The 21,976-nt window shown below is 48.8% G+C and carries 23 protein-coding genes; 6 read left to right on the forward strand and 17 right to left on the reverse strand.

Translation table 11 applies throughout. From position 1 onward, the window contains the following. Positions 1-95: 95 nt before the first annotated feature. Complete coding sequence (gene acsA, locus IEW11_RS13890; RefSeq protein ID WP_188531668.1) at positions 96-1,820, reverse strand: acetate--CoA ligase; 1,725 nt, start codon at positions 1,818-1,820, stop codon at positions 96-98. A 201-nt stretch (positions 1,821-2,021) separates the two neighbouring features. Between acsA and IEW11_RS13895 the strand changes: the two genes are divergently transcribed. Both IEW11_RS13895 and IEW11_RS13900 read left to right on the forward strand, forming a co-directional pair. Then, positions 2,022-2,654, forward strand: coding sequence for a GNAT family N-acetyltransferase (locus IEW11_RS13895; RefSeq protein WP_229725283.1), 633 nt, complete (start codon positions 2,022-2,024; stop codon positions 2,652-2,654). Between the two features lie 40 nt (positions 2,655-2,694). After that, the gene (locus IEW11_RS13900) at positions 2,695-3,873 is read left to right on the forward strand and encodes an acetoin utilization protein AcuC (RefSeq protein WP_188531669.1); all 1,179 of its coding nucleotides are present in this window, start codon (positions 2,695-2,697) and stop codon (positions 3,871-3,873) included. 71 nt (positions 3,874-3,944) lie between these two features. Here IEW11_RS13900 and IEW11_RS13905 read toward each other — a convergent pair whose 3' ends face one another. From IEW11_RS13905 to IEW11_RS13925, 5 genes are all read right to left on the reverse strand, one after another. Continuing rightward, the gene (locus tag IEW11_RS13905) at positions 3,945-4,643 is read right to left on the reverse strand and encodes a 5'-methylthioadenosine/adenosylhomocysteine nucleosidase (RefSeq protein ID WP_188531670.1); all 699 of its coding nucleotides are present in this window, start codon (positions 4,641-4,643) and stop codon (positions 3,945-3,947) included. Between the two features lie 100 nt (positions 4,644-4,743). Continuing rightward, positions 4,744-5,748: a catabolite control protein A gene (gene ccpA, locus IEW11_RS13910; RefSeq protein ID WP_188531671.1), complete on the reverse strand. Its 1,005-nt coding sequence runs from the start codon at positions 5,746-5,748 to the stop codon at positions 4,744-4,746. A gap of 89 nt (positions 5,749-5,837) precedes the next feature. Next, entirely contained in the window at positions 5,838-6,197 is a 360-nt protein-coding gene (ytxJ, locus tag IEW11_RS13915) for a bacillithiol system redox-active protein YtxJ (RefSeq protein WP_188531672.1), read from the reverse strand. A 52-nt stretch (positions 6,198-6,249) separates the two neighbouring features. Further along, entirely contained in the window at positions 6,250-6,663 is a 414-nt protein-coding gene (locus tag IEW11_RS13920; RefSeq protein ID WP_188531673.1) for a hypothetical protein, read from the reverse strand. A 91-nt stretch (positions 6,664-6,754) separates the two neighbouring features. After that, a complete protein-coding gene (locus tag IEW11_RS13925; protein ID WP_188531674.1) occupies positions 6,755-7,189 on the reverse strand; it encodes a VanZ family protein in 435 nt (144 codons plus the stop codon). A 56-nt stretch (positions 7,190-7,245) separates the two neighbouring features. Between IEW11_RS13925 and IEW11_RS13930 the strand changes: the two genes are divergently transcribed. Further along, positions 7,246-7,767, forward strand: coding sequence for a type 1 glutamine amidotransferase domain-containing protein (locus IEW11_RS13930; protein WP_188531675.1), 522 nt, complete (start codon positions 7,246-7,248; stop codon positions 7,765-7,767). A 15-nt stretch (positions 7,768-7,782) separates the two neighbouring features. Here IEW11_RS13930 and ptsP read toward each other — a convergent pair whose 3' ends face one another. From ptsP to IEW11_RS13970, 8 genes are all read right to left on the reverse strand, one after another. Then, complete coding sequence (gene ptsP / locus IEW11_RS13935) at positions 7,783-9,543, reverse strand: phosphoenolpyruvate--protein phosphotransferase (protein ID WP_188531676.1); 1,761 nt, start codon at positions 9,541-9,543, stop codon at positions 7,783-7,785. After that, positions 9,543-11,423 carry a glucose PTS transporter subunit IIA gene (locus IEW11_RS13940; protein ID WP_188531677.1) on the reverse strand — a complete coding sequence of 627 codons (1,881 nt, stop codon included), beginning with the start codon at positions 11,421-11,423 and terminating at the stop codon, positions 9,543-9,545. The genes ptsP and IEW11_RS13940 overlap by 1 nt, the downstream gene beginning before the upstream one ends. Positions 11,424-11,548: 125 nt before the next feature. Beyond that, positions 11,549-12,139, reverse strand: a complete 591-nt coding sequence (locus IEW11_RS13945) for a hypothetical protein (RefSeq protein ID WP_188531678.1) — start codon at positions 12,137-12,139, stop codon at positions 11,549-11,551. Between the two features lie 109 nt (positions 12,140-12,248). Beyond that, complete coding sequence (locus IEW11_RS13950) at positions 12,249-12,683, reverse strand: CoA-binding protein (protein ID WP_188531679.1); 435 nt, start codon at positions 12,681-12,683, stop codon at positions 12,249-12,251. Between the two features lie 12 nt (positions 12,684-12,695). Continuing rightward, positions 12,696-13,994, reverse strand: coding sequence for a 3-phosphoshikimate 1-carboxyvinyltransferase (aroA, locus tag IEW11_RS13955; protein ID WP_188531680.1), 1,299 nt, complete (start codon positions 13,992-13,994; stop codon positions 12,696-12,698). A gap of 21 nt (positions 13,995-14,015) precedes the next feature. Then, positions 14,016-14,375 carry a fluoride efflux transporter FluC gene (locus IEW11_RS13960; RefSeq protein WP_188531681.1) on the reverse strand — a complete coding sequence of 120 codons (360 nt, stop codon included), beginning with the start codon at positions 14,373-14,375 and terminating at the stop codon, positions 14,016-14,018. Then, positions 14,368-14,757 carry a fluoride efflux transporter CrcB gene (gene crcB / locus IEW11_RS13965; RefSeq protein ID WP_188531682.1) on the reverse strand — a complete coding sequence of 130 codons (390 nt, stop codon included), beginning with the start codon at positions 14,755-14,757 and terminating at the stop codon, positions 14,368-14,370. The genes IEW11_RS13960 and crcB overlap by 8 nt, the downstream gene beginning before the upstream one ends. After that, positions 14,754-15,275, reverse strand: coding sequence for a shikimate kinase (locus tag IEW11_RS13970; RefSeq protein ID WP_188531683.1), 522 nt, complete (start codon positions 15,273-15,275; stop codon positions 14,754-14,756). The genes crcB and IEW11_RS13970 overlap by 4 nt, the downstream gene beginning before the upstream one ends. Before the next feature lie 207 nt (positions 15,276-15,482). On the opposite strand from IEW11_RS13970, the gene IEW11_RS13975 reads away from it, so the two are divergent. Then, a complete protein-coding gene (locus IEW11_RS13975; protein WP_188531684.1) occupies positions 15,483-15,782 on the forward strand; it encodes a hypothetical protein in 300 nt (99 codons plus the stop codon). 4 nt (positions 15,783-15,786) lie between these two features. On the opposite strand, the gene gnd is transcribed toward IEW11_RS13975, so the two are convergent. Together gnd and IEW11_RS13985 are read right to left on the reverse strand one after the other, a co-directional pair. Continuing rightward, a complete protein-coding gene (gene gnd / locus IEW11_RS13980) occupies positions 15,787-17,196 on the reverse strand; it encodes an NADP-dependent phosphogluconate dehydrogenase (RefSeq protein ID WP_188531898.1) in 1,410 nt (469 codons plus the stop codon). 258 nt (positions 17,197-17,454) lie between these two features. Continuing rightward, positions 17,455-18,051 carry a YkzI domain-containing protein gene (locus tag IEW11_RS13985; protein WP_188531685.1) on the reverse strand — a complete coding sequence of 199 codons (597 nt, stop codon included), beginning with the start codon at positions 18,049-18,051 and terminating at the stop codon, positions 17,455-17,457. A gap of 333 nt (positions 18,052-18,384) precedes the next feature. On the opposite strand from IEW11_RS13985, the gene IEW11_RS13990 reads away from it, so the two are divergent. Beyond that, entirely contained in the window at positions 18,385-19,026 is a 642-nt protein-coding gene (locus IEW11_RS13990) for a YktB family protein (protein WP_229725285.1), read from the forward strand. 75 nt (positions 19,027-19,101) lie between these two features. Here the strand turns inward: IEW11_RS13990 and IEW11_RS13995 are convergent, their stop codons facing one another. Beyond that, positions 19,102-20,271, reverse strand: coding sequence for an MFS transporter (locus tag IEW11_RS13995; RefSeq protein ID WP_373289326.1), 1,170 nt, complete (start codon positions 20,269-20,271; stop codon positions 19,102-19,104). Positions 20,272-20,427: 156 nt separating this feature from the next. Here IEW11_RS13995 and IEW11_RS14000 point away from each other — a divergent pair, with 156 nt between their 5' ends. Then, positions 20,428-21,897, forward strand: coding sequence for an aminotransferase class I/II-fold pyridoxal phosphate-dependent enzyme (locus IEW11_RS14000; protein WP_188531687.1), 1,470 nt, complete (start codon positions 20,428-20,430; stop codon positions 21,895-21,897). Positions 21,898-21,976: the final 79 nt, after the last annotated feature.

Genomic DNA, 21,976 nt, shown 5'->3' on the forward strand with positions numbered 1-21,976 from the left:
TCTCTCAATGTATTTGAGGGACGGTACCTTCTTTGTTTAAAGGACTTTTTCAGTGGCCTCATGAATCTATCCAGGGGGCTTTGCCGTATAATCCATTAATCTTCTATCGTAGATAAATCACCAGTCGGCAGGCTAAGCTCCCATGCCTTTAGAACACGTCTCATGATTTTGCCGCTGCGAGTCTTCGGCAGCTTGTCTTTGAACTCAATCTCACGAGGCGCAGCGTGCGCGGAGAGGCCTTCTTTTACAAACTTATAAATATCCTGCTTTAACTCTTCCGATGCTTCATAGCCTTCCCGCAAGGAAATAAATGCTTTGATAATCTCTCCCCGCATCGGGTCAGGCTTGCCGATGACACCCGCTTCCGCAACAGCCGGATGCTCAACGAGCTTGCTCTCTACCTCGAATGGGCCTACCCGTTCACCTGATGTATTGATTACATCATCTATACGGCCTTGGAACCAGAAATATCCATCTTCATCTTGATAGGCTGAATCTCCGGAAACATACCAGCCTTGCAAACGGAAATACTCTTCATATTTCGATGGATTATTCCAAATCTTTCTCATCATCGATGGCCATGGTGTGCGAATGGCAAGATTGCCCATCCGGTAAGGGGGCAGCTCGTTGCCGCTATCATCAATAATAGCTGCTTGAACGCCCGGAAGCGGCTTGCCCATCGATCCCGGTTTAATCTCCATGCTCGGATAGTTGCAGATCAGCTGCCCGCCTGTCTCAGTCATCCACCATGTATCATGGATCCGCTGATTGTAGACCTTCAATCCCCAACGAACGACCTCTGGATTGAGCGGCTCTCCCACGCTTAGCACATGGCGCAGACTGGAGAGGTCGAACTGCTTAACGGTATCGTCTCCTGCTCCCATGAGCATACGGAAGGCTGTAGGGGCGCTGTACCATACCGTAACTCCATACTTTTGGATCGTATTGTACCAATCGCTCGGACTGAAGCGTCCCCCTCGAATCACGTTGGATGCCCCGTTCAGCCATGGCGCAAAAATGCCGTAAGAAGTCCCTGTCACCCAACCCGGATCGGCAGTACACCAGTAAATATCATCCGACTTCAAATCCAATACCACTTTACCTGTATAATAATGCTGAATCATTGCATTTTGCACATGAAAGACGCCCTTCGGCTTCCCCGTTGAACCTGAAGTATAATGAATGATGAGCCCGTCTTCACGTCCCAGCCACTCAATCTCCGCCTCCTCAGAAGCTTGTGCCATTTCCGATGAAAAGTTAACGATTCCCTCTCCTGCCTCTACTTCGTCGCCAAATACGATAATATGCTTCAGACTCGGAAGCTCGGAGCGCGGAATCCGTCCAAGCAGCGCAGGCGTTGTCACGATCGCAACGGCTTCGCTGTCCAGCAGGCGATCTTTAACCGCGGATTCCATGAAAGCTTCAAACAATGGACCGACTACTGCGCCGACCTTTAGTGAGCCTAACAAGCTGAAGTAGAGCTCAGGTGTCCTCGGCATGAAAATGAAGATGCGCTCTCCTTTGTTAATCCCTAGCTTACGCAGTACATTTGCAAACCGGTTCGATTGCTTGCTCAAATCCGCAAACGTGTATTGTTCATCCCTTGCGTTATCGCTGTAATAAAGCGCGATCTTGTCGCTCAGGCCGTTGTGGACATGACGGTCGATCAATTCATAAGCCATATTTACTTTTCCGGTTTCGTACCAGGAGAACTGTTTCTCCACTTCTTCAAACTGAAACGATGAATAAGTTTCCTCATAGCTGCGCATGTTGGGATTCACTGCGGTCACAGCAACCCTCTCTTGATGAAGATTTTCCATCCGATCATCCTCCTAGGAATCTGTTTTGTTCACGCACAACTTACGCGAAGGCGCTTACAAAAGGGGCTTGCTATACGAATGTAAAGGAAATCGCCATGTTATTATAACATAGGACATGACTTTCGCCTATCCGCTTTACATTTAGGACAACTTTTTGTTACGATTTCAATAACGGCGTAAAGGTAGGAAGGGGAACAAGCGGTGGAACATCGGAAATCTGTTCATGTACAGGTTGTGCGTCATAAAAACGTTCAGCTCGTTATTGAAGGGCCTGTGCCGCCTGAGCAATTGTCCCAATTGTCCATGCATCCGGACCTGGATGCATTCAGGAGACCAAAAGAGCAGCATGAGGCTTTAATTGAAATTGCCGGCCTTGATGAGGGCCGCATCATCGTCTCCCGGGATGGCGATATGATCGTAGGCTATGTGACCTTTCATTATCCCGATGAAATGGAACGCTGGTCTGAAGCCGAAATGGAAGATCTGATCGAGCTCGGAGCGATTGAAGTGGCCAATAGTTATCGATCGCTGGGACTTGGCAAACGAATGATTCAGAACGCCTTCGCTGACGATCAGCTAGAGAACGTCATCATTTTCACAACTGAATATTATTGGCACTGGGATTTGGAAGGAAGCGGATTAAATGTGTGGGAATATCGGAGCATGATGGAAAAGCTGATGCAATCGGTGGGCATGGTTTGGTATGCTACGGACGATCCGGAAATTTGCTCCCACCCTGCTAATTGTCTCATGGTCCGAATCGGTAAAGAAGTCCCGCTCTCATCTGTTGAGCAATTCGATCGGGTGCGTTTTAGGCAACGATTCATGTATTGATTCTTGAAGAAAGCTTGTCCGAAGGAGGCCGCCGACAATCATGACGGCAAACGCTGTATTTATTCATCATCCGGAAGCGTCTACATACCGGTTCAGTGATCATCATCCTTTTAATCCCCAGCGTTTGACGCTGACGATCGATCTATTGAAAGCGTCTTCTGCTTTAGAAGATCATCAAATGCTCGTGCCTCAAGCTGCGGATATCAGCCAACTCCGAATGGTTCATCGCAGCGATTATATAGAGGCTGTTAAAGCGCTTAGCGTGCAAAACCCTGACCATCGATGGACAGAACGAGCGCAGAAATACGGGCTGCAAAGCGAAGATACGCCCTACTTTTATGGCATGCATGCAGCCGCCTCTATCCTTGTCGGAGGATCCATTCAAGCAGCGGAAGCTGTGCTTTCCGGACAAACGCAGCATGCCTTTCATATGGCGGGCGGCTTACATCACGCATTTCCCGATCATGGCTCCGGGTTTTGCGTGTATAATGATGCAGCCGTTGCCATCGCTCATATCCGCCAAAAATATGGAGCACGGGTTCTGTATATCGATACCGATGTGCACCACGGGGATGGCGTGCAATGGACATTTTACGACGATCCCGAGGTATGCACCTATTCCATTCACGAAACAGGAAAATACTTGTTCCCAGGAACAGGATTCGTACATGAGAAAGGTGTGGAACTGGGCTTTGGCGCCTGTTTTAATCTTCCGATGGAGCCATACACTGAGGACGATTCTTGGCTGGAATGCTTCTCGGAGAGTATTGAGAAAATAACAGCAGCCCATAAGCCTGACATCATTATCAGCCAACACGGCTGTGATGCCCATGCATTTGATCCGCTCTCCCATATTCACTGCAGCATGAAGATCTACCGTGAAATGCCGGCGATTATCCATCGCTTAGCCCATCAATACACACAAGGCCGTTGGATCGCTGTGGGAGGCGGCGGTTATGATATTTGGCGTGTCGTTCCAAGAGCTTGGTCATTAGTGTGGCTCGAAATGTCCGGCCATCCGATTATAAGCCAATTGGATCAGGAAGGACATCATCTGGCCCTTCCCGACGAGTGGGTGAAGAAATGGTCGCAGCTTAGCCCGGATCCCCTTCCGGCAACGTGGCTGGACAATACAGCAGCTTGGCAGCCCATGCCGCGACGAAGCGAGATTACAACGAATAACCAGGCGATCAAAAAAGTTGCATTGCAGGATATCTAAAAAAACAAAGCCGTTGCCAAGCCCTTAAGCGGGCGGACAACGGCTTTGTTATACAGAGCATTCTTTGCATCCTACATACGAGAAATGATGTCGTCAATAATGCGGTAGGAATGATCGGAAGCTTTCACCGTGAATTCCTCAAAATTCACATGCGCGGAACCGTCCGCCTTGTCCGACATCGAACGAATGACAACATACGGAATCCCGTTCATCGCACAAACCTGTGCAAGTGCCGCGCCTTCCATCTCCGTACAAGTTCCGCCTAAGTCCTCATAAAGCTCCTTCACCGTCTCACGGCTAGCGACAAACTGATCCCCGGATAGTATTTTCCCTTTGCGATAACGCCCGTTAAACAGACGCTCGCTCGCTTGCTCTGCAAGCTCGATCAACCGAGGATCGGCGTTGAAATCCGATACCTCCTGGAACGGTATCACGCCGCGCGCAAATCCGAGCGGAGTCACGTCCATATCATGCTGCAAGCAGCTTGTGGAAATGACGATATCACCGATCTCCAGCTCCGGATCGAGGGCTCCTGCAACTCCGGTAAACAAGATGCAGTCAACCCCCATATCAATCAACACTTGCGTGCATACGGCCGCATTTACTTTTCCTACACCCGATTTTCCAAAAATGATATCCTTGTCATGAAAACGCCCTTCATAAAACGTGATGCCCGCTTTATGTATGGTATTGGTCACGTCTGTATGTTTGTGCAGCAGTTCAATTTCCTCAACCATCGCGCCGACAATGCCTATTTTACTAAATGTCACAGGTTCAGCTCCTTTGCAAGAGAAAAAGCCCCCTAAAGGAGCTTTTATCGTTGTTGATAATGAATCCTTGATTGTTAGAATGATCCGTTAGCATGAAGTGTTAAGCTTGGATGACGGACTGGCGAGAGATCAACTCATGCGGCAGTACGACCTTAGACTGATCGACGTTTTCCTTCTTCATCAGCTTTGTCAGAAGGCGCATCGATACCGCGCCAATGTCATACATCGGCTGCGCAACCGTAGTAAGCTGTGGTCTGACCATAGATGCCATCCGGCTGTTATCCACGCTGATGACTGAAATATCATCCGGAACTTTCAAGCCGAAATCTTGAATTGCATGAATCGCGCCAATCGCCATTTCGTCCGTGGCGGCAAATACAGCCGTCGGTTTATTGTTCAACTCAAGGAAATATTTCATTGCTTCGATGCCGGATTCATAACGGTAGTTGCCTACGCGTACCAATTCTTCATCATAAGCTAATCCCGCTGTTTCTAAAGCACGCTTATAACCTTGGAATCGCGCATATCCGTTTGCCGGATCCTGAAGCGTTCCGCTGATCATCGCTATTGATTTGTGACCCTGTGCAATAAGGGAACTCACCGCATCGAAGGCAGCTGCTTCGTGGTCGATATCCACGGAAGGAATCGTACCCTGCTCATCCGTCGTCGCACACAAAACAATCGGCACATTTGCGGTTTTGAACGCTTGAATATGCTCGTCCGTTACAGCGCCTCCCATGAAGAGCAATCCGTCAACTTGCTTCTCCAACAGCGTATTGATGACGCGAATTTCTTTTTCCTTCTTTTTGTCGGCATTACAAAGAATAATATTGTAATGATACATATTCGCGATATCTTCAATACCCCTTGCTACCTCTGCAAAGATGGCATTCGAAATATCCGGTATGACAACACCGACAGTCGTTGTCTTCTTGCTCGCCAAGCCCCTTGCCACCGCATTAGGACGATAGCCTAATCTTTCTATGGCTTCAAACACTTTCTTCCGCGTTTGAGGCTTTACATTCGGATTGTTGTTCACAACGCGGGAAACTGTTGCCATGGAGACGCCTGCTTCCCTTGCTACATCATAAATGGTTACCGTCACGATCCTTCTCTCCAATTAACTCATATTTTTTGAAAGAAAATGCTGCATCTCAGGCCGAAATCATATTAAAGTAATGATACGACAATTTTTTACTTTTCGCAATGTTCGCTGAGTTGTTCTTCCAAAGAGGAATATGTGATGTTCCAATGCGTAGCAGACCAAATCACTTTGCCGTTCTCGATAAGAATAGCCTGCGGGGATGCATGCTTGAGGCTAAGTCTCTCTTCGATAGCATTAGAGACCGGTCGGTCTTCGACAACCAGCACCATAGCCGTATCAAACTTTGGCCCCTTCGCGTCCTCTAAAAAATTCATCAATTCGTCATATGCGCCAGCACTAACGGAACATCGAGTGCTATGCTTAAAGACGAGCAATGGCTTATCGGCCGCCCCCTCTAATGCTGTATTCCACTGCTCGACTGTAGTAAGGGCGTGTATCTTCTCAGTCATGTAAGCACCTCCAAGTGTATCTTTCTTTACTTATTATCAATTCATAGCCAACTTATGTATGAATAGATCTTCTGCTTATTTGCATTAATCGTTTCTCAAGATCATTCATCCATGCTGGATCATTAAGCGATTGGGCTAGTAAATACATGTCGAGCAGCTTATTAATCCGCTCATCGATCAATTGCTCCACAATGTGAACGTCCGGCTGCTTCAGCTTCTCGCATACCTCTACCAGTAGATCTGCCCACTCATTCCATTCATTAAATAAAAAAGTTTGTTTGTCCGGCTCGGATCCAAGCTGCTCGATCAATCCGGTTAAATCCGGTTTAACCTCAGGAAATACTTCGCTGCGGCTGCAGGAGGAGCATGAGAAAATAGGCACGTTGTCGATCTCCACTTTGCCCGAGTAAATAACCGTCTGAAGTTTCATGGTCATTGCATCGCCGCAAGGACACTGTTTATGCAAAATGGTCCACCCCTTCATCTAATAAAGCTTGTATAAAGGTATTCGACCTCTTTCACCATTTCTCCTGCGTTTTCATCATAGTAATTTTTAACTAATGCGCAATTTTGCGCCACAAACGCCGAACAGCCGGTATCTTCAAGGACAGGACAGCTAATGCTGCCCCGATCGTATCATTTCGCAGATCGGCAGTATCGGACATCCGGCCTTCCACGAATTTTTGATGGTATTCATCGGTTACCCCATAAAGAAAGCACAGCAGTACAATCAGGCCTTTAACCCTCCATTTGTCTGCTTTCCTTCCAATTGCGAAGTCAAATAATAAGGCCAGGATGAAATAAGAAACAAAATGCCCCCAATTAAAGCTGACCATATACGGAAACAACTGCTGTATCCATGGCAGCGCAGCATCCAGTTGATCCCCCGTCCTTGAAGAAGACCAAAAGATCACGCCCATCCACGTTATGACGGGAAGAAAACGGATGGCTCTGCGAACAGACTGCTGATTATTAACCTTTGTTTGCTTCATCTTTTCTCCTTCGTTACAATAAACATAGAACAAATTCGATCACAGGAGGAAATATAATGCGTTTAACCGGCAAATCAGTAATATGTTTATTGGATGATGAGTTTGAAGATTTGGAATTATGGTATCCAGTTTATCGCGTGCGTGAAGAAGGTGCAACCGTCCTGTATGCAGGCCCGGAAAAAGGCAAAAAACATATCGGTAAATACGGCGTTCCTGCGGTAGCGGACCTTTCCTTTGATGAAGTAAACAGCCAGGATCATGACGGTCTGCTTGTTCCCGGAGGCTGGGCCCCGGACAAGCTCCGCCGTTATCCAAAAGTATTGCAGCTTGTACAGGAAATGAATGCGGACAACAAACCGATCGGCCAGATCTGCCATGCAGGCTGGGTGCTTATCTCCGCCAAAATATTGAATGGGCGCCGCGTCACCTCAACACCGGGTATCCGTGACGATATGGAAAATGCCGGTGCGGAATGGATCGATGAAGCCGTCGTTGTAGACGGCAATATCATCTCTTCCAGACGTCCGCCCGATCTCCCGCCTTATGCCAAAGCGTTCGTGGACGCCCTGTCAAAATAACTGGGGTTCATGCGCCTAAGAACGTTCGCATAAGTTGGTGTGCTGCCGTTGCTCATCAATCTGCTGCTTAAAGCTATCCAGCTGTTTGATGATTTCATCGCTTGTCCGGCATGCCAGAAGCTCCTCCAGCAATGAGCGGCTGTCTTCCTGTCTTGTACAAAGCAGCCGCTCTTTCACTTGCAGAATCGCATGAGAAGACATGCTCAGCCCATCCACATCCAGGCCAAGCCAGATCGGCAGCGCCCGCATATCCCCGGCCATCTCCCCGCATACCCCGACATGAATGCCTTTACGCTTGGCGGCGTCCACCGTCATTTTCAAAAGCCGCAGCACAGCCGGGTGATATGGTTCGTATAAATGTGCGATTTGATCGTTCATACGGTCTACGGCAAGTGCAAACTGGACTAAATCATTCGTGCCGATGCTGAAGAAATCAACTTCGTCAGCAAGCAAGTCCGCAATCATGGCAGCTGCAGGCACCTCAATCATAATGCCGACCTCTATGTTTTCATTAAACGGATGCTCTTCCTGCCGCAGCTCTTCCTTTGCCTGGCCAAGCAGCGCTTGCGCGGCTTGGACCTCTTCAACCGACGAAATCAACGGGTACATGATTTTGACTTGTCCGTAATAGCTCGCACGCAAGATGGCGCGCAGCTGGGTCTTGAATAAATCCTTCCGGTCCAATGAAATCCGTATGGCGCGATAGCCCAGAAACGGATTTTCCTCCTCCGGAATTTCAAAATAATCCAGCTGTTTATCGCCTCCGATATCAAGCGTTCGAATAATTACCGGATGATCCCCCAGCTTCTCCGCCACGCTGCGATAAACCTCAAACTGCTCCTCTTCCCCCGGAAAACCGATACGGTCCATATAGAGGAACTCTGTCCGAAACAAGCCGACCCCATGCGCACCGACAGGCTTGGCGACCTCCAGCTCCTTCAAGGAACTGATATTAGCGGCCAATTGGACCGCTTTGCCGTCAGGGGTAACGGAACTGACCCCGGCAAGCTGATGCAGTTCTTTCTTCTTCTCCAGCTGTACCGATTGGATGCGGGTATAGCGGTCAACAACCTCTTCGGTTGGTTCGATCAACACTACCCCTGTAGACCCGTCGATAATGAGCATATCTCCGGTTTGTATCGGGTCTTCCAGCTTGGTATCCAAGCCGACGACCAGAGGAACGCCCAGCGCCCGCGCCATTATGGCGGAGTGCGATGTGGTGCTCCCGGCCAAGGTGACGATGCCGAGCACATGATTGGGATTCAGATGAGCTAATTGGGAAGGAGACAGCTCCTTGGCCACTAATATGAACGGCTGTGTATCCATCGGCAGTGTAATCTCCGGCGCGCCCAGCAAATGCTTCAACAGCCTGTTGCCTACGTCTTTAATATCAAGCGCCCGCTCTTTCATATACTCGTCGTCGAGCAGGTCAAACATGGTGACAAAATGGTCGATCGCTTCCTTGACAGCGACCTCTGCCACCTTGTATTGGCGCTGAATAATTCCCTGAACCTCATTCATGAACACCGGATCATCAAGTATAGCCAAGTGCGCATCAAAAATATGGCTTTCCTCCGTACCCACCATATCACGAAGCTCGCCTTTTATTTGTTCAATCTCAAATTTCGAGGTTTTGATCCCCTCGTATAGACGGTCAAATTCCTTGGCCAAATCAGCCACATCGATTTTTTGCTCCGGTACATCCCACTCCCAATTCGGAAGCACGAAAGCTTTTCCCATCGCAATCCCGGCAGACGCTCCTATCCCTTGGATCATTAACTTTCCCCTCCACCTTTTCTCTCTTTCAAGACAACCGACATGACCGATGCCTGGCCCTTTTTAACGGCCTTAAATGGCGCGTAGCTCCAGGATCGAACCATATCCGGATTTGAAATTACCATAGGCGTTGCGAGTGATTTACTGCCTTTGCGCACACGCTGGAGATCAAATCGGATCAAGAGCTGTCCCGGCTTCACTTCGTCGCCCTCTTTAACGACCGCATTGAAGCAGCCTGTAAGCTGAGAAGTATCAATACCGATATGCAGCAGAACCTCTAGTCCTTCCGGCGTCTGAATTCCGATCGCATGCATCGTCGGGTAGATATGAATGATCTTTCCTTTAACCGGCGATACAAGCTCACCCCGATCCGGCATGAAAGCGACGCCTTGTCCAACTAATTTACCCGCAAAGATCGGATCAGGAACATCCTCAAGCGGCATCATTCTGCCCTGCATAGGCGAACTGAACAGCACTTGAGCGAGATCACGCTTGAGCGATTTCATGATTTCCTCGCGAATTAACTCGGAGAACGTGCCGAACACGACCTGCACATTGCCGCCGCCAAGCCTGATTACGCCGGCTGCACCCAAATTGCGCAGCGCGTTGATATCAAGCAGCTTGTCATTGGATAGCTTAAGGCGCAGGCGCGTAATGCATGCCTCCATCTGGACAATATTTTGTTTGCCCCCGATCGCTTGCAGTATAAGCGGTGCACGATAAGGAATGTCACCTGCCCACTCATCGAGCTGTGAGCCTTCCTCCCGGCCGGGTGTCGGGATACGGAAACGGCGAATGGCCCACCGGAACAAGACATAATAAAGAATTCCAAACACCAATCCAATCGGCAGCAGCAGCCAGCCCCTGGTTGCCAAATGGGCATTGATGACATAATCGATCGCCCCGGCAGAGAATGAAAATCCGTGTAAGATGCCGAGCTCATACGTTATCCACATGATAAGGCCGGATAGAACCGCATGCACGACAAACAAGAACGGAGCTACAAATAAAAAAGCAAATTCGATAGGCTCAGTAACCCCTGTTAAGAAAGAGGCAAGCGCAGCGGATAAGAAAGTCTTGCGAATTTGCGGCTTAAGATCCTCACGGGCTTCTTGTATGATCGCAAAAGCGATCGCCGGAAGGGCAAACATCATTGTAGGATACAACCCTGCCATAAATGCGCCTGCCGTCGGATCACCGGCAAAAAACCGCGGCAAATCGCCATATACGATATGAGAGCCGTCCAATTCATAACCGCCAACCTGAAACCAGAATACATGGCTGACCAGATGATGAAGCCCGAATACGACAAGAATACGAAGCACGAAGCCAAATAAAAAGACACCAAATCCCCCTGCTGAGGATACAATATCCCCTAATTGATGCAAGCCCTCTTGTATGGAAGGCGCAATCGAAATCATTAGTATCGAAAACAGAACAGAAATAAAGCTGACGAACAAAGGAACAAACCTTGGCCCCCCAAAAAATTGGATATATTCCGGAAGCTTGATCTCTTTGAATCGGTCATAACAATAGCCTGATATGATACCGATCAACACGCCGATCATTGCAGTTGGCTGGATCGGAACATCACTTAACCTGTCCGTAATGCCTGTATAAATGAACATCCCCGCTAGCGACGCAATTCCGGCCGCTCCCGCATTGTTTGTCAGTCCGAGCGCAACTCCGAGCGCAAACAAATAGGGAAGGAAAATAAACAAGGAATGACCGGCCGTATTCAAATGGCCGGACAAGTCAGGCAAGCCGAGCAATGCCCAGGGCAACTGGCTTAAACTTAAAAACACTGCCGCTGCCGGCAGTACAATCATCGGCAGCATTAATGCTCGTCCAAGCTGCTGCAAATTACCCATTAAATTCAACGCTTCGCTCCCCCCTCATCTTCCGATGTCACGTCTATTAGAATGGTAAGCGTTTGCCCTCATTTTGTCAAAGTAAAACGACGGACCGCGAAGGTCCGCCGTATTCTGAGTGGCTGTTTAATTAATTAAAACCGGTTCATATTATTTTGCCCGTATTGTTGATTGGATGTGCCGGCTTGATACCCTACTTGCGCATAAACCGGACCATCTTGGTTTTTAGAGTTGGTGGCTTGGTACACAGGATGCTGACCGTAGTTGTTTTGCATTCCCATGTCCATATTGCCGCTTGCTTGATATCCCATATTCGATGTCATCGGCTGGGATTGATTGTATTGGTTATACTGCCCGAAGTCTTGACCTGCGGTAGTGCCAAGATGGGAGATGACAGGATTACGGGCAAAATTTTGCTGCTGGTTGGCTGTGTAACCGCCCAGATGCGAAATAACCGGCTGCTGCTGTTGAGTCTGGGCGTTTGTAAAGCTGTTCATCATTCCTTGTTGTTGCCCATAAGACCCGGAAGAAGCGTAGCTTTGCTGAGGAGCCGCTTGGTAACCGATTTTCGAGATAACAGGACCGGTATTTTGAGCCGAAATGCCCCCGCCTTGTCTCATTTGACCTTGATAATAAGACTGTACGTACCCGGCAGGCTGATATCTGTTGGATTGGTTAAAAGACGACTGAGACTGCGCTTGAAAAGATCCTTGTTGATTGTACATTCCGTCTTGTCCTCCTAAGAATGGGTCTTTTTGTAGTCTTCACAACGGCCATTCAGCCCGTTCCTGAAGCCACTCTTAGTTTGGGAGAACATCAGACGTTTTATCCTGCTCAGGATTTGGATTTTCCACCAGGAAGCAGGATTGAGTCCTCTACCTTGATACAGCGGTCCATGATGACTTCCAAGCCGCCTTCTGATGCGATTCGAGCCGATTCCTCGCTAATAACGCCCAGCTGAAGCCAGAGCACCTTAGCGCCGATCGCTACCGCTTCCTCGGCTACTGGGGGACAATGCTCGCTTCGCCGAAAGACATTGACAATATCGACCGGGAAAGGGATATCCTTTAAGGAAGCATAACATTTTTCTCCCAAAATCTGCTCCGCGTTCGGATTGACGGGAACGATCCGATAGCCTTTAGACTTCATCGCTTCCGATACCATATAGGAAGTACGGTCCGGTTTATCGGACAATCCAACGACAGCTATCGTCTCCGATTGCTCCAATATCCTTTTGATCTCATCTCTTGACGGTTGTTGATAAGCCATGGTAACGCCTCCTTAGTTGGATTCAACCCACTCGACCGCAGCGCCGAGCGCTTTCAAATGATCGAAATAAATCGGATAAGACTTGGCTACATGATGCGCATCGCGGATCCGAATCGGCGCTTTCGCACGCAACCCGACAACGGTTAAAGCCATAATGACCCGATGATCATAATGCGCATCGATCTCTACACCGCCCTCAACGCCCTCAGGGCGTCCGTGGACGATAATTTCGCTCTGTCTTTCCTCGACATTAGCGCCGGCCTTGCGCAGCTCATTCAAATAGTCGGTAATCCGGTCACATTCTTTGTACCGCAAGTTTTCCACGTTGTAAAAACGGGATGTCCCTTCCGCAAATACTGCGGCAGCAACCATGGCGAGCACTGCATCTGTAGCCGCGTCGCCGTCAAATTCCACTGCCTTGAGCTTACCGTTACCCTGAACATGGACTATACCATTATTGTGCGTAAGCGGTACATTCATCATGCGAAGCACATCAATGATCGCACGCTCGCCCTGCTTGCTGTTCTCCTCAAGCCGGTGGATGGTCACATCGGATTGGGTCACCGCTGCTGCTGCTAATACTGCTGCAGATCCGGGGTAATCACCCTGAACAACGTAATTTTTCGCTTCATAACGCTGATTACCCGGCACTTTATAGTGCATGAGATCGTCGCTGGCATGAATAACGATGCCTGCCTGCTGCAGCACCTCCAAAGTTTGGCCGATAACAACCTTGGATTTCAGATCGTGTTGCACCTCGATCTCACTGTCTTCCTTAAGCAGCGGGGTCAGGAAAAGCAGCGCACTAAGGAACTGCGAGCTGACATTGCCCGAAACTTGAATTTTACCGCCTTTAGGCTGGCCGCCGCGAATCGTAATCGGCAGTTTGCCTTCTTGATGATCGATCTCAACGCCCATTTGCTGCAGTGAATCAATGAGGTCATTGTGAGGACGCTTTCCTAACGAATCCGGGTATACATTCAAGAAGGTAACATCCGGGCAAAGAGCAGCAATCGCCATCAGGAACCGCAGCACCGCTCCGGCATTGCCGACATTAAGTTCGTTAATCGGTTTCGGGTTGGAACCGAAGCCTGTAATGACGATTTTCTCGTCATCCTCCTCCACAATGGCGCCCAGATCGCGAATACAACGGCGCATGGCATCGCTATCCTCACTGTGCGCCGGGTAATAGATCGTGCTGGTTCCTTCTGCCAAAGCGGCTACCAGCAAATAACGGGTCGTGTAATTTTTAGAAGACAAAGCTTGAATTTCACCCTGCAATCTTGGTGTCGGCGTTACGATAACGTCCATCAACAATCTCTCCTTTTATCATCAGATCATCATTGAAAACCCTATGCCGGCAAGCAGCAGTCCGCCGGCGAATGTGTACATCAAATATAATAGCAAGGAGCGGTAACTGCGCTGCTGTGCCATCATCACAGTCTGTACCATAAGCGTAGAATAGGTAGTGAAGCCCCCAATCAATCCAATGCCCAATAATGCATAGAGGGCCTGCTGTTCAACCTGAAGAGAAGCTCCTACCATCATACCAAGCAGCAGTGAACCGGACAAATTCACGATTAGCGTGGCATAATATGTATCGGATGTGCGCCGGGCAATCGCTTGTCCAACTGCATAACGCGCTGCTGCGCCGACCGCTCCGCCTATTGCCACCATCAATAGGTCAACCATTCCGCGCACCCCCAAGACGGGAGAGGCTCAGTCCCAGCCAGGCCATTAGTATTCCGCCAACAAACGAAGCAATTATGTATATCATGGCTGTACCAGCATAGTCGTGGCGGAGCAATTCGATCGTTTCAGCACTGAATGCGGAAAAGGTGGTAAACGCCCCTATAAATCCGGTTCCTACCGCTTCCTTCCAAGAATTTGGAACCGAAGGCCTGCGGGCGCAGTAGCCCAACCACGAGCCAAGTGCAAAGCTGCCCAAGCAGTTGCATACGAAGGTCGCCCACGGAAACAATCCCGTTTCCCCGGGCATGAGCCATGTCCCGATGCCAAATCGCGCAGCAGCTCCCATAGCGCCTGCCGCAGCGACGGCCAGAATCGTTCTCACGCATGCTCCTCCCATTGCCGAATGATACAGTCAGCAACTTCCTCTGTAGTCATCCGGGACGTATCCACTGAAAAATCAGCAAAATCATACGCATGCTTGCGCTGCTCCAGCAGCTTGTTAACCCGTTCTTCAACACCGCCCTGCAGCAGCGGACGGGAATGATCGTTGCGGACCCTCTCAATAATATGCCGGGCGTCGGCTGTAAGTGAAACAACCCAGCCGTGCGTGAGCATAAGATCACGATTATGGGGATTCAAAACTGCGCCGCCTCCGGTCGCGATGATCTTACGTTCACCGTTCATTAGAATAGAAGCAAGCACCTTACACTCAATCTCCCGAAAAGCCGGCTCTCCTGATTCCGTGAAGATATCACTGATTTTACGGCCTTCAAACTTCTCGATCTCATCATCTAAGTCGACACGCATAAATCCCAGCCGCTCCGATAACAGTTTGCTTACCGATGATTTGCCGGTACCCATGAACCCTACAAGGACTATTGCATTTTTTGCTTTAGACACCGTAACACCTTCTTATTTCAATCATTAAAAACTCATTACCTTTACATGCCGATTATGAAGGAATCTCCATCCACATCATACCACAGCCCGGAAAGTGCGGACAATGGAGGAACAATTGAAACAAGAGGTATAAAAAAGACCACTTTGCCGTATGGATGATAATACTACATAAATTGCAGAACATCTATTCTAAGGAGTGAACCCCACATGTCCGCTAACCCCTCATCCGATCCAGCCGAACAGAAAATACGCCGGATTCTTGATCCGGCTCATCCATTGAGCAAATCCGATGTCATATGGGTACTGGAATGGATCAAAAAAAAGGTGGCCGACGAAGATCCAAGCTTGCTTGGTCTGTCGCAGCCACGGTTATTGAAGAGCTTTCATTGCTTTGCCGAGGCCGCCATGTTCTTGATTCATCATCGCCTCGGCTATGATCATGAGACTAATCGCTTACGCGCCACGCTAGCCGAAGCTGTGCATGGGATAAGCAGGTCGACCAGCTAGTCTCTTAATCGAGCCAATTGAAGTGGAATGTGCCTTCTTTGTCCAAACGCTTGAACGTATGCGCACCGAAGTAATCACGCTGTGCTTGCAGCAGGTTAGCCGGCAAACGCTCGGTACGGTAGCTGTCATAGTAGGAAAGCGCGCTGGAGAACGCTGGTACTGGAATACCGCTCGCTACCGCTGTGGACACAACTTCACGCCATGCGCCTTGATAAGATTCGACGATTTCTTGGAAGTAGCTATCAAGAAGCAGGTTGCGCAGTTCCGGATCACGATCATAAGCGTCCTTGATATTTTGCAGGAAGCCCGCACGGATAATGCAACCGCCGCGGAAGATCATCGCGATATCGCCATAACGCAGGTTCCAGCCATACTCATCGGAAGCTGCGCGCATTTGGGCGAACCCTTGTGCGTAAGAACAAATTTTGCTTGCGAACAGCGCTTTGCGAACCGCTTCGATAAATGCCGCTTTATCACCTTGATACGGAGTTGTCTGCGGCCCTTTCAGCAGCTTGCTTGCTGCAACGCGCTCTTCTTTCATAGCGGACAAGAACCGGGAGAACACCGACTCCGTAATGATCGACAAAGGAACGCCCAAATCAAGCGAGCTTTGGCTTGTCCATTTACCGGTACCCTTTTGTCCTGCCGAGTCAAGAATAACATCAACCATAGGCTTTTTCGTTTCCGGATCGTATTTGGAGAAAATATCAGCTGTAATCTCGATCAGGTAGCTGTCGAGTTCCCCTTTGTTCCATTCAGTGAAAATTTCATGCAGTTCTTCAGTTGAAACGCCGAGCACGGATTTCAAGAGATGATAAGCTTCACAAATCAACTGCATGTCACCATACTCGATGCCGTTATGTACCATTTTCACGTAGTGGCCGGCACCATCCGGTCCGATATACGTGCAGCAAGGTTCTCCGTTAACCTTAGCGGAAATCGCTGTAAGGATCGGTTTGACGAGTTCATAAGCTGACTCTTGGCCGCCTGGCATGATGGAAGGACCATTCAGTGCGCCTTCTTCGCCGCCCGAAACACCTGTACCAATGAAACGGAAACCTTTGGCTTCGAGATCTTTGCTGCGGCGCTGGGTATCCGGGAAATAAGCGTTACCGCCGTCGATAATGATATCCCCTTCGGCCAAATGCGGCACAAGGGAGTCAATTGTAGCATCTGTGCCCGCCCCTGCTTGCACCATGATCAAAATTTTGCGCGGTGTTTCGAGCGATTGCACGAATTCCTCAATCGAATAGGCCGGAACTAGGTTCTTGCCTGCTGCTTCCTTCATCAGATCATCGGTTTTCTCGCGGGAGCGGTTATATACCGAAACCGTAAATCCTCTGCTCTCAATGTTAAGGGCAAGATTCTTGCCCATGACGGCTAATCCGATGACGCCAATTTGCTGTTTTGACATTTTGTTCTTCCATCCCTTTTCATTCATTATTTTTTTTGCCATGACACAATACACCTATTTTACTCTTTTTGCTCAGAGAAGAAAACTACCTGCGCCAAAAATGACGATGAGTTTTTCTCATTCTAGATCAGCATAAGCGCCAATGCAACTTTTTCATCAAAATTTCATTTGTGAATTAAATTCAAATGAGGATGCTCCCGCCTCTTTCTGCGGAAACATCCTCAACTGGACCTTGTCATCTATTCAATTCCCTCTCTCTCATAATTCGAGCTGCAGCATTTCTACGCGCAGCGATGCCAACCTCTCTTTGGAGGCGAGGATATCGGGCTCGCACTCATTCGTCAATGCTTCATGCAGCACCGACAGCTCATAATCGAGTTCCAACCGGAGAACCGCCGCCCGCTCTTCGGCCCTTTTAGATTGAAAAGCTTGTATCATTTCTTCTGTTGTGACAAATGGCTTCCGTTGATAGATGATTTTGTGCTCCATCCCTGACACCTCCACAAGTCGTATGATTTCCCCAAACATAATGCTTTCGATAACAATCTGACGATCCTTGATTCGTTTCACAACTGCATGGCCGCGAGTGTCATTAATCAGCTTTTCAATTAGTTCGGACAACTTCTCGTCTTTAATGGTGTAATCGCCTACAATCTTGTAACGGCTTCTAATACGTTGAAACCGCAGCTTGACTAACTTTCGACCCGTACGAATGGAAATTAGGAAATGGGCATCCGTCTCACTCCAATACAGTGAATAACCTTCGTGAATCAAGTCTCGGATGAGATTCTGGATTTGCCGCCGATCGAAGCGCAGCTCCAAATTGCAATATTCTACTTCATAGCTTTTATTCACGGCAATCCCTCCCCATGTTCATAGATCTCATTGTCGTCCTCCGCCTGTCTGATTATATTGACGAAATGTTCTGACAATTAAACCTTACTTCTATCTTATACTTCATCTTATGTTCTGGCAACTTGGTTTATTGACTATTTTTAAACTTTATTTCGCTTGTCCAAACCATGGGAAAGAGAATAGGGGAGCGATTGCTAATTATACGAAGCTTTTCATTAAAAAGTTGCTTGAGCCTGACATATTTGCGTCAATAATGAAAGTTGACGAAAGTCATTTCTTCCAGCCGGCTGTGTTATAATGGACAAGATTATATTCGACGGAGGAAATGCCATCATGACAACAATCAATACAATACCTTTTGAAGGCTTTACACAAACCGACTTTGACGTATTCGCCATCCCTGGATTGGAACCGCGGATGTCTGCGCTGATCGATAACGTGCGTCCCAAGCTTCATCAGCTCGGGGAACGAATGGCGCCAACCTTGTCTGTTTTATGCGGAGAAGAGATGTACCCCCATGTAGCCAAGCATGCCAGGCGCACCATCAATCCGCCTAACGATACTTGGGTTGCTTTTGCCAACAACAAGCGCGGTTACAAAGCGCATCCCCACTTTCAAATCGGCCTTTTCGAATCGCATCTCTTTATACAATTTGCGATCATTTATGAATCGAACAATAAATCCGTTTTTGCGGACCACGCGTTAAGCAGATTGAACGAAATCCGCAGACTGGTGCCTGCACATTATGTATGGTCAAGCGACCATATGGTGCCTGGCGGGACCCCGCACGGTGAGATGAAAAGCGACGATCTTAAAGGGCTGCTGAACCGGTTGAAAACCGTCAAAGCGTCGGAAGCGCTGTGCGGCCTGATTGTTGATCGCCATGATCCACTGCTCCTGGACGGCGAGAAGCTGGTCTCGACGATTGAAGAGACGTTCTCTACTGTACTCCCGCTTTATCGGATGGCATTTTAATATGCGTAAGAGGCTGCCTGACGTCAGGCAGCCTCTTCTCATTAGGTTGAAATGAAATTGTACTGAAGCCTTCGATTAGTATGCTGCGCCTTTGCGGTCTACAAACAAAAATCTTGAGAGCAGTAGCAGCGCTGCTAATGACAACGCTCCGCCGATCAGATAAGGCAGCTGTACATCCATCGTGAACAGTAGCGTGCCTGTGATCGGACCCACAATCCTGCCTAAACTATCCATTGAGGAGCTTAGACCGGAGGCGATTCCTTGGCCTACCGTTGTTTTCTGTGTAATTAACGATGTGACACAAGGCCGTATTAACGCATTACCGATACCGAATATGGCAAGGTAGATCGTTGCAGTCCACAAATCATGCGATGTCATAAGCAACAAGAAGCCGGCAGCCGATATGATTAAGCCTGCCATGATGAATTTGGGCTCATCACCTTTGCGGATATACCTTCTTACGATGCCGCCCTGCACTAATGCACCAACCAAGCCACAGATGAAAAACATCATGCCAACCTGCTTAGGCGTCACGTCAAAACGGTACATGCCGAACAATTGGAGCGTGGCTTCGAGGCCTGCTAGTGAAAAAGCAACAAAAAATGCAAGCACATATAGATATCGAACCGATCCGGAAAAAGCCTGCCAGCGGGATGGCGCTTTTTCCGCTTTCGTTCTCCGTTTTTCCGGAGGCAGCGATTCCTTTAACTTGGATAAAGCCATCAAGTAGGTTACTAATGCAAGCCCCGCCGCTGTGAAAAAAGGCGTTGCTAACGAGATTTCGCTTAACAATCCGCCGACTCCCGGACCGATCGTAAAGCCAAGCCCGATGGACATCCCGACGAGCCCCATTCCCTTGGTCCGCTCCTCCGGCGGTGTAACATCAGCCACATATGCGACAATGACAGACGCCACTGCCCCAGAGAATAAACCGCCGAGGATCCTGGATAAGTACATCAAGGTTAAGCTCTCCGTCCCCAGACCGAACAGCAAAAAGCTTGCCGCGAAGCCAAGCACTCCTGTCAGGATGACAGGGCGCCGTCCAATCCGGTCAGATAATGCGCCCCAAATGGGTGATAATAAAAAAGAAATGGCGGAGTAAATCGATAACATTAGCCCTGTATGTAATTCCAAAGATCCGGGGTCGACATCTTTAATGATTTCCGGCATCACCGGAATAATGATGCCAAAACCAATGAAGGTGGTTAATAACATCAGCATAACGACTGCAAGTGGTTTATTCATCTTAAGTTCCCTCCACCCGATATCGTACCATAACTTGTAATCGCATGGAAATGAACAATTCAGTAACAAAATCCGCTTGCATTCCCCCCTGTTTTTGCTATACTCAACCTTGTTTGCAGTTTGAACCACTTTATTAGGAAAGGCTGGGATGAAACGATGGATCATAATCGAACCCCGCTGTTCAGCGCACTGCGCAGCCATGCGGAAAAAAATCCCGTACAGTTCCATATTCCCGGACATAAGAAAGGGTCAGGAAGCGACCCGGAGTTTCGCTCCTTTATCGGCGACAATGCTTTGTCGATCGATTTGATCAATATCGCTCCACTTGATGACCTGCATCAACCGACCGGTGTTATTGAAGAAGCGCAGCAGTTGGCCGCTGACGCATTCGGATCGGATTACACCTATTTCTCCGTGCAAGGGACTAGCGGCGCTATTATGACGATGATCCTTACCGTCTGCGCACCAGGCGATAAAATCATCGTGCCTCGCAATGTTCATAAATCAATTATGTCGGCCATTATTTTTGCAGGCGCCAGACCGGTATTTATCTCACCGGCCAGGGACGCAAACCTGGGTATCGATCACGGCATTACGACCCGTTCCGTGCGGCGGGCGTTGGAACGCCATCCGGATGCGAAAGCGGTTGTCGTCATCAACCCTACTTACTTCGGCATCTGCGCCAACTTGAAAGAAATCGTCGATCTCGTGCACAGTTATGATATTCCTGTTTTGGTCGATGAAGCGCATGGCGTGTTAATTCATTTTCACGATAAGCTGCCGATGTCGGCGATGGAAGCCGGAGCCGATATGGCTGCTACCAGCGTGCATAAGCTTGGTGGGTCTATGACACAAAGCTCGGTCCTGAATGTTCGCAAAGGCCGGATCAACCCGCAGCGCGTGCAGACCATTATCAGTATGCTAACAACAACATCTACTTCCTACATTCTGCTTGCATCGCTTGACACCTCCCGGCGCCAGCTCGCGCTTCACGGTCACCGTCTTGCAGAGGAAGCGATTTCCCTGGCTCAATATGCCCGTACCGCAATCAATGGAATTCCCGGCCTTTATTGCTTTGGTGAAGAAATTCTTGGCGGGGAAGCAACCTATGACTATGATCCGACGAAATTGACCATTCACGTCCGCCATCTGGGCATTACAGGGTATGAGACTGAGAATTGGCTGCGCGAGCATTATAATATCGAAGTTGAGCTTAGCGATATGTATAACATCCTTTGTCTCGTTACCCCAGGTGAGCAAAAAGAAGCGATTGAAATTCTGCTTACCGCACTCAGACAAATGTCGGAGCAGTATTACCAAGTAAATGAAGCAAAGGAACTGGTCGTTAAAATTCCGAGCATTCCCCAGCTTTCATTAACGCCAAGAGACGCTTTCTATGCGGAGACGGAGGTCGTGCCGTTCAAAGAATCGGCCGGAAGAATTATCGCGGAGTTCATCTACGTCTATCCGCCGGGCATTCCGATCATGCTCCCGGGCGAGGTCATCTCTCAAGAAAACATCGATTATATTATCGATCATGTTGAGGTCGGATTGCCTGTCAAAGGGCCGGAAGATCGGAGCATTCAATTCGTGAAAGTTATCGTTGAGGAAACGGCGATTTTCTAATTCCGTTACAATACGAAGGGGCCGTCCCAGTCATGGGAAGCCCCTTCGTTTTTTGAGGTTCAACAGAGAACTGCGCATT

Source organism: Paenibacillus abyssi, assembly GCF_014640295.1.
Taxonomy (GTDB): Bacteria; Bacillota; Bacilli; order Paenibacillales; family Paenibacillaceae; genus Paenibacillus_D; species Paenibacillus_D abyssi.

What these genes read in the sequence shown, in the direction of transcription:
- IEW11_RS13930 (WP_188531675.1), top strand. Translation starts at nt 7,246, where the DNA reads ATGCGTTTAACCGGCAAATCAGTAATATGTTTATTGGATGATGAGTTT.
- IEW11_RS13950 (WP_188531679.1), bottom strand. Translation starts at nt 12,683, where the DNA reads ATGGCTTATCAACAACCGTCAAGAGATGAGATCAAAAGGATATTGGAG.
- IEW11_RS13925 (WP_188531674.1), bottom strand. Translation starts at nt 7,189, where the DNA reads ATGAAGCAAACAAAGGTTAATAATCAGCAGTCTGTTCGCAGAGCCATC.
- IEW11_RS13960 (WP_188531681.1), bottom strand. Translation starts at nt 14,375, where the DNA reads ATGGTTGACCTATTGATGGTGGCAATAGGCGGAGCGGTCGGCGCAGCA.
- acsA (WP_188531668.1), bottom strand. Translation starts at nt 1,820, where the DNA reads ATGGAAAATCTTCATCAAGAGAGGGTTGCTGTGACCGCAGTGAATCCC.
- gnd (WP_188531898.1), bottom strand. Translation starts at nt 17,196, where the DNA reads ATGTCAAAACAGCAAATTGGCGTCATCGGATTAGCCGTCATGGGCAAG.
- IEW11_RS14000 (WP_188531687.1), top strand. Translation starts at nt 20,428, where the DNA reads ATGGATCATAATCGAACCCCGCTGTTCAGCGCACTGCGCAGCCATGCG.
- ytxJ (WP_188531672.1), bottom strand. Translation starts at nt 6,197, where the DNA reads ATGACTGAGAAGATACACGCCCTTACTACAGTCGAGCAGTGGAATACA.
- IEW11_RS13990 (WP_229725285.1), top strand. Translation starts at nt 18,385, where the DNA reads ATGACAACAATCAATACAATACCTTTTGAAGGCTTTACACAAACCGAC.
- IEW11_RS13995 (WP_373289326.1), bottom strand. Translation starts at nt 20,271, where the DNA reads ATGAATAAACCACTTGCAGTCGTTATGCTGATGTTATTAACCACCTTC.
- IEW11_RS13945 (WP_188531678.1), bottom strand. Translation starts at nt 12,139, where the DNA reads ATGTACAATCAACAAGGATCTTTTCAAGCGCAGTCTCAGTCGTCTTTT.
- IEW11_RS13900 (WP_188531669.1), top strand. Translation starts at nt 2,695, where the DNA reads ATGACGGCAAACGCTGTATTTATTCATCATCCGGAAGCGTCTACATAC.
- IEW11_RS13975 (WP_188531684.1), top strand. Translation starts at nt 15,483, where the DNA reads ATGTCCGCTAACCCCTCATCCGATCCAGCCGAACAGAAAATACGCCGG.
- aroA (WP_188531680.1), bottom strand. Translation starts at nt 13,994, where the DNA reads ATGGACGTTATCGTAACGCCGACACCAAGATTGCAGGGTGAAATTCAA.
- ptsP (WP_188531676.1), bottom strand. Translation starts at nt 9,543, where the DNA reads ATGATCCAAGGGATAGGAGCGTCTGCCGGGATTGCGATGGGAAAAGCT.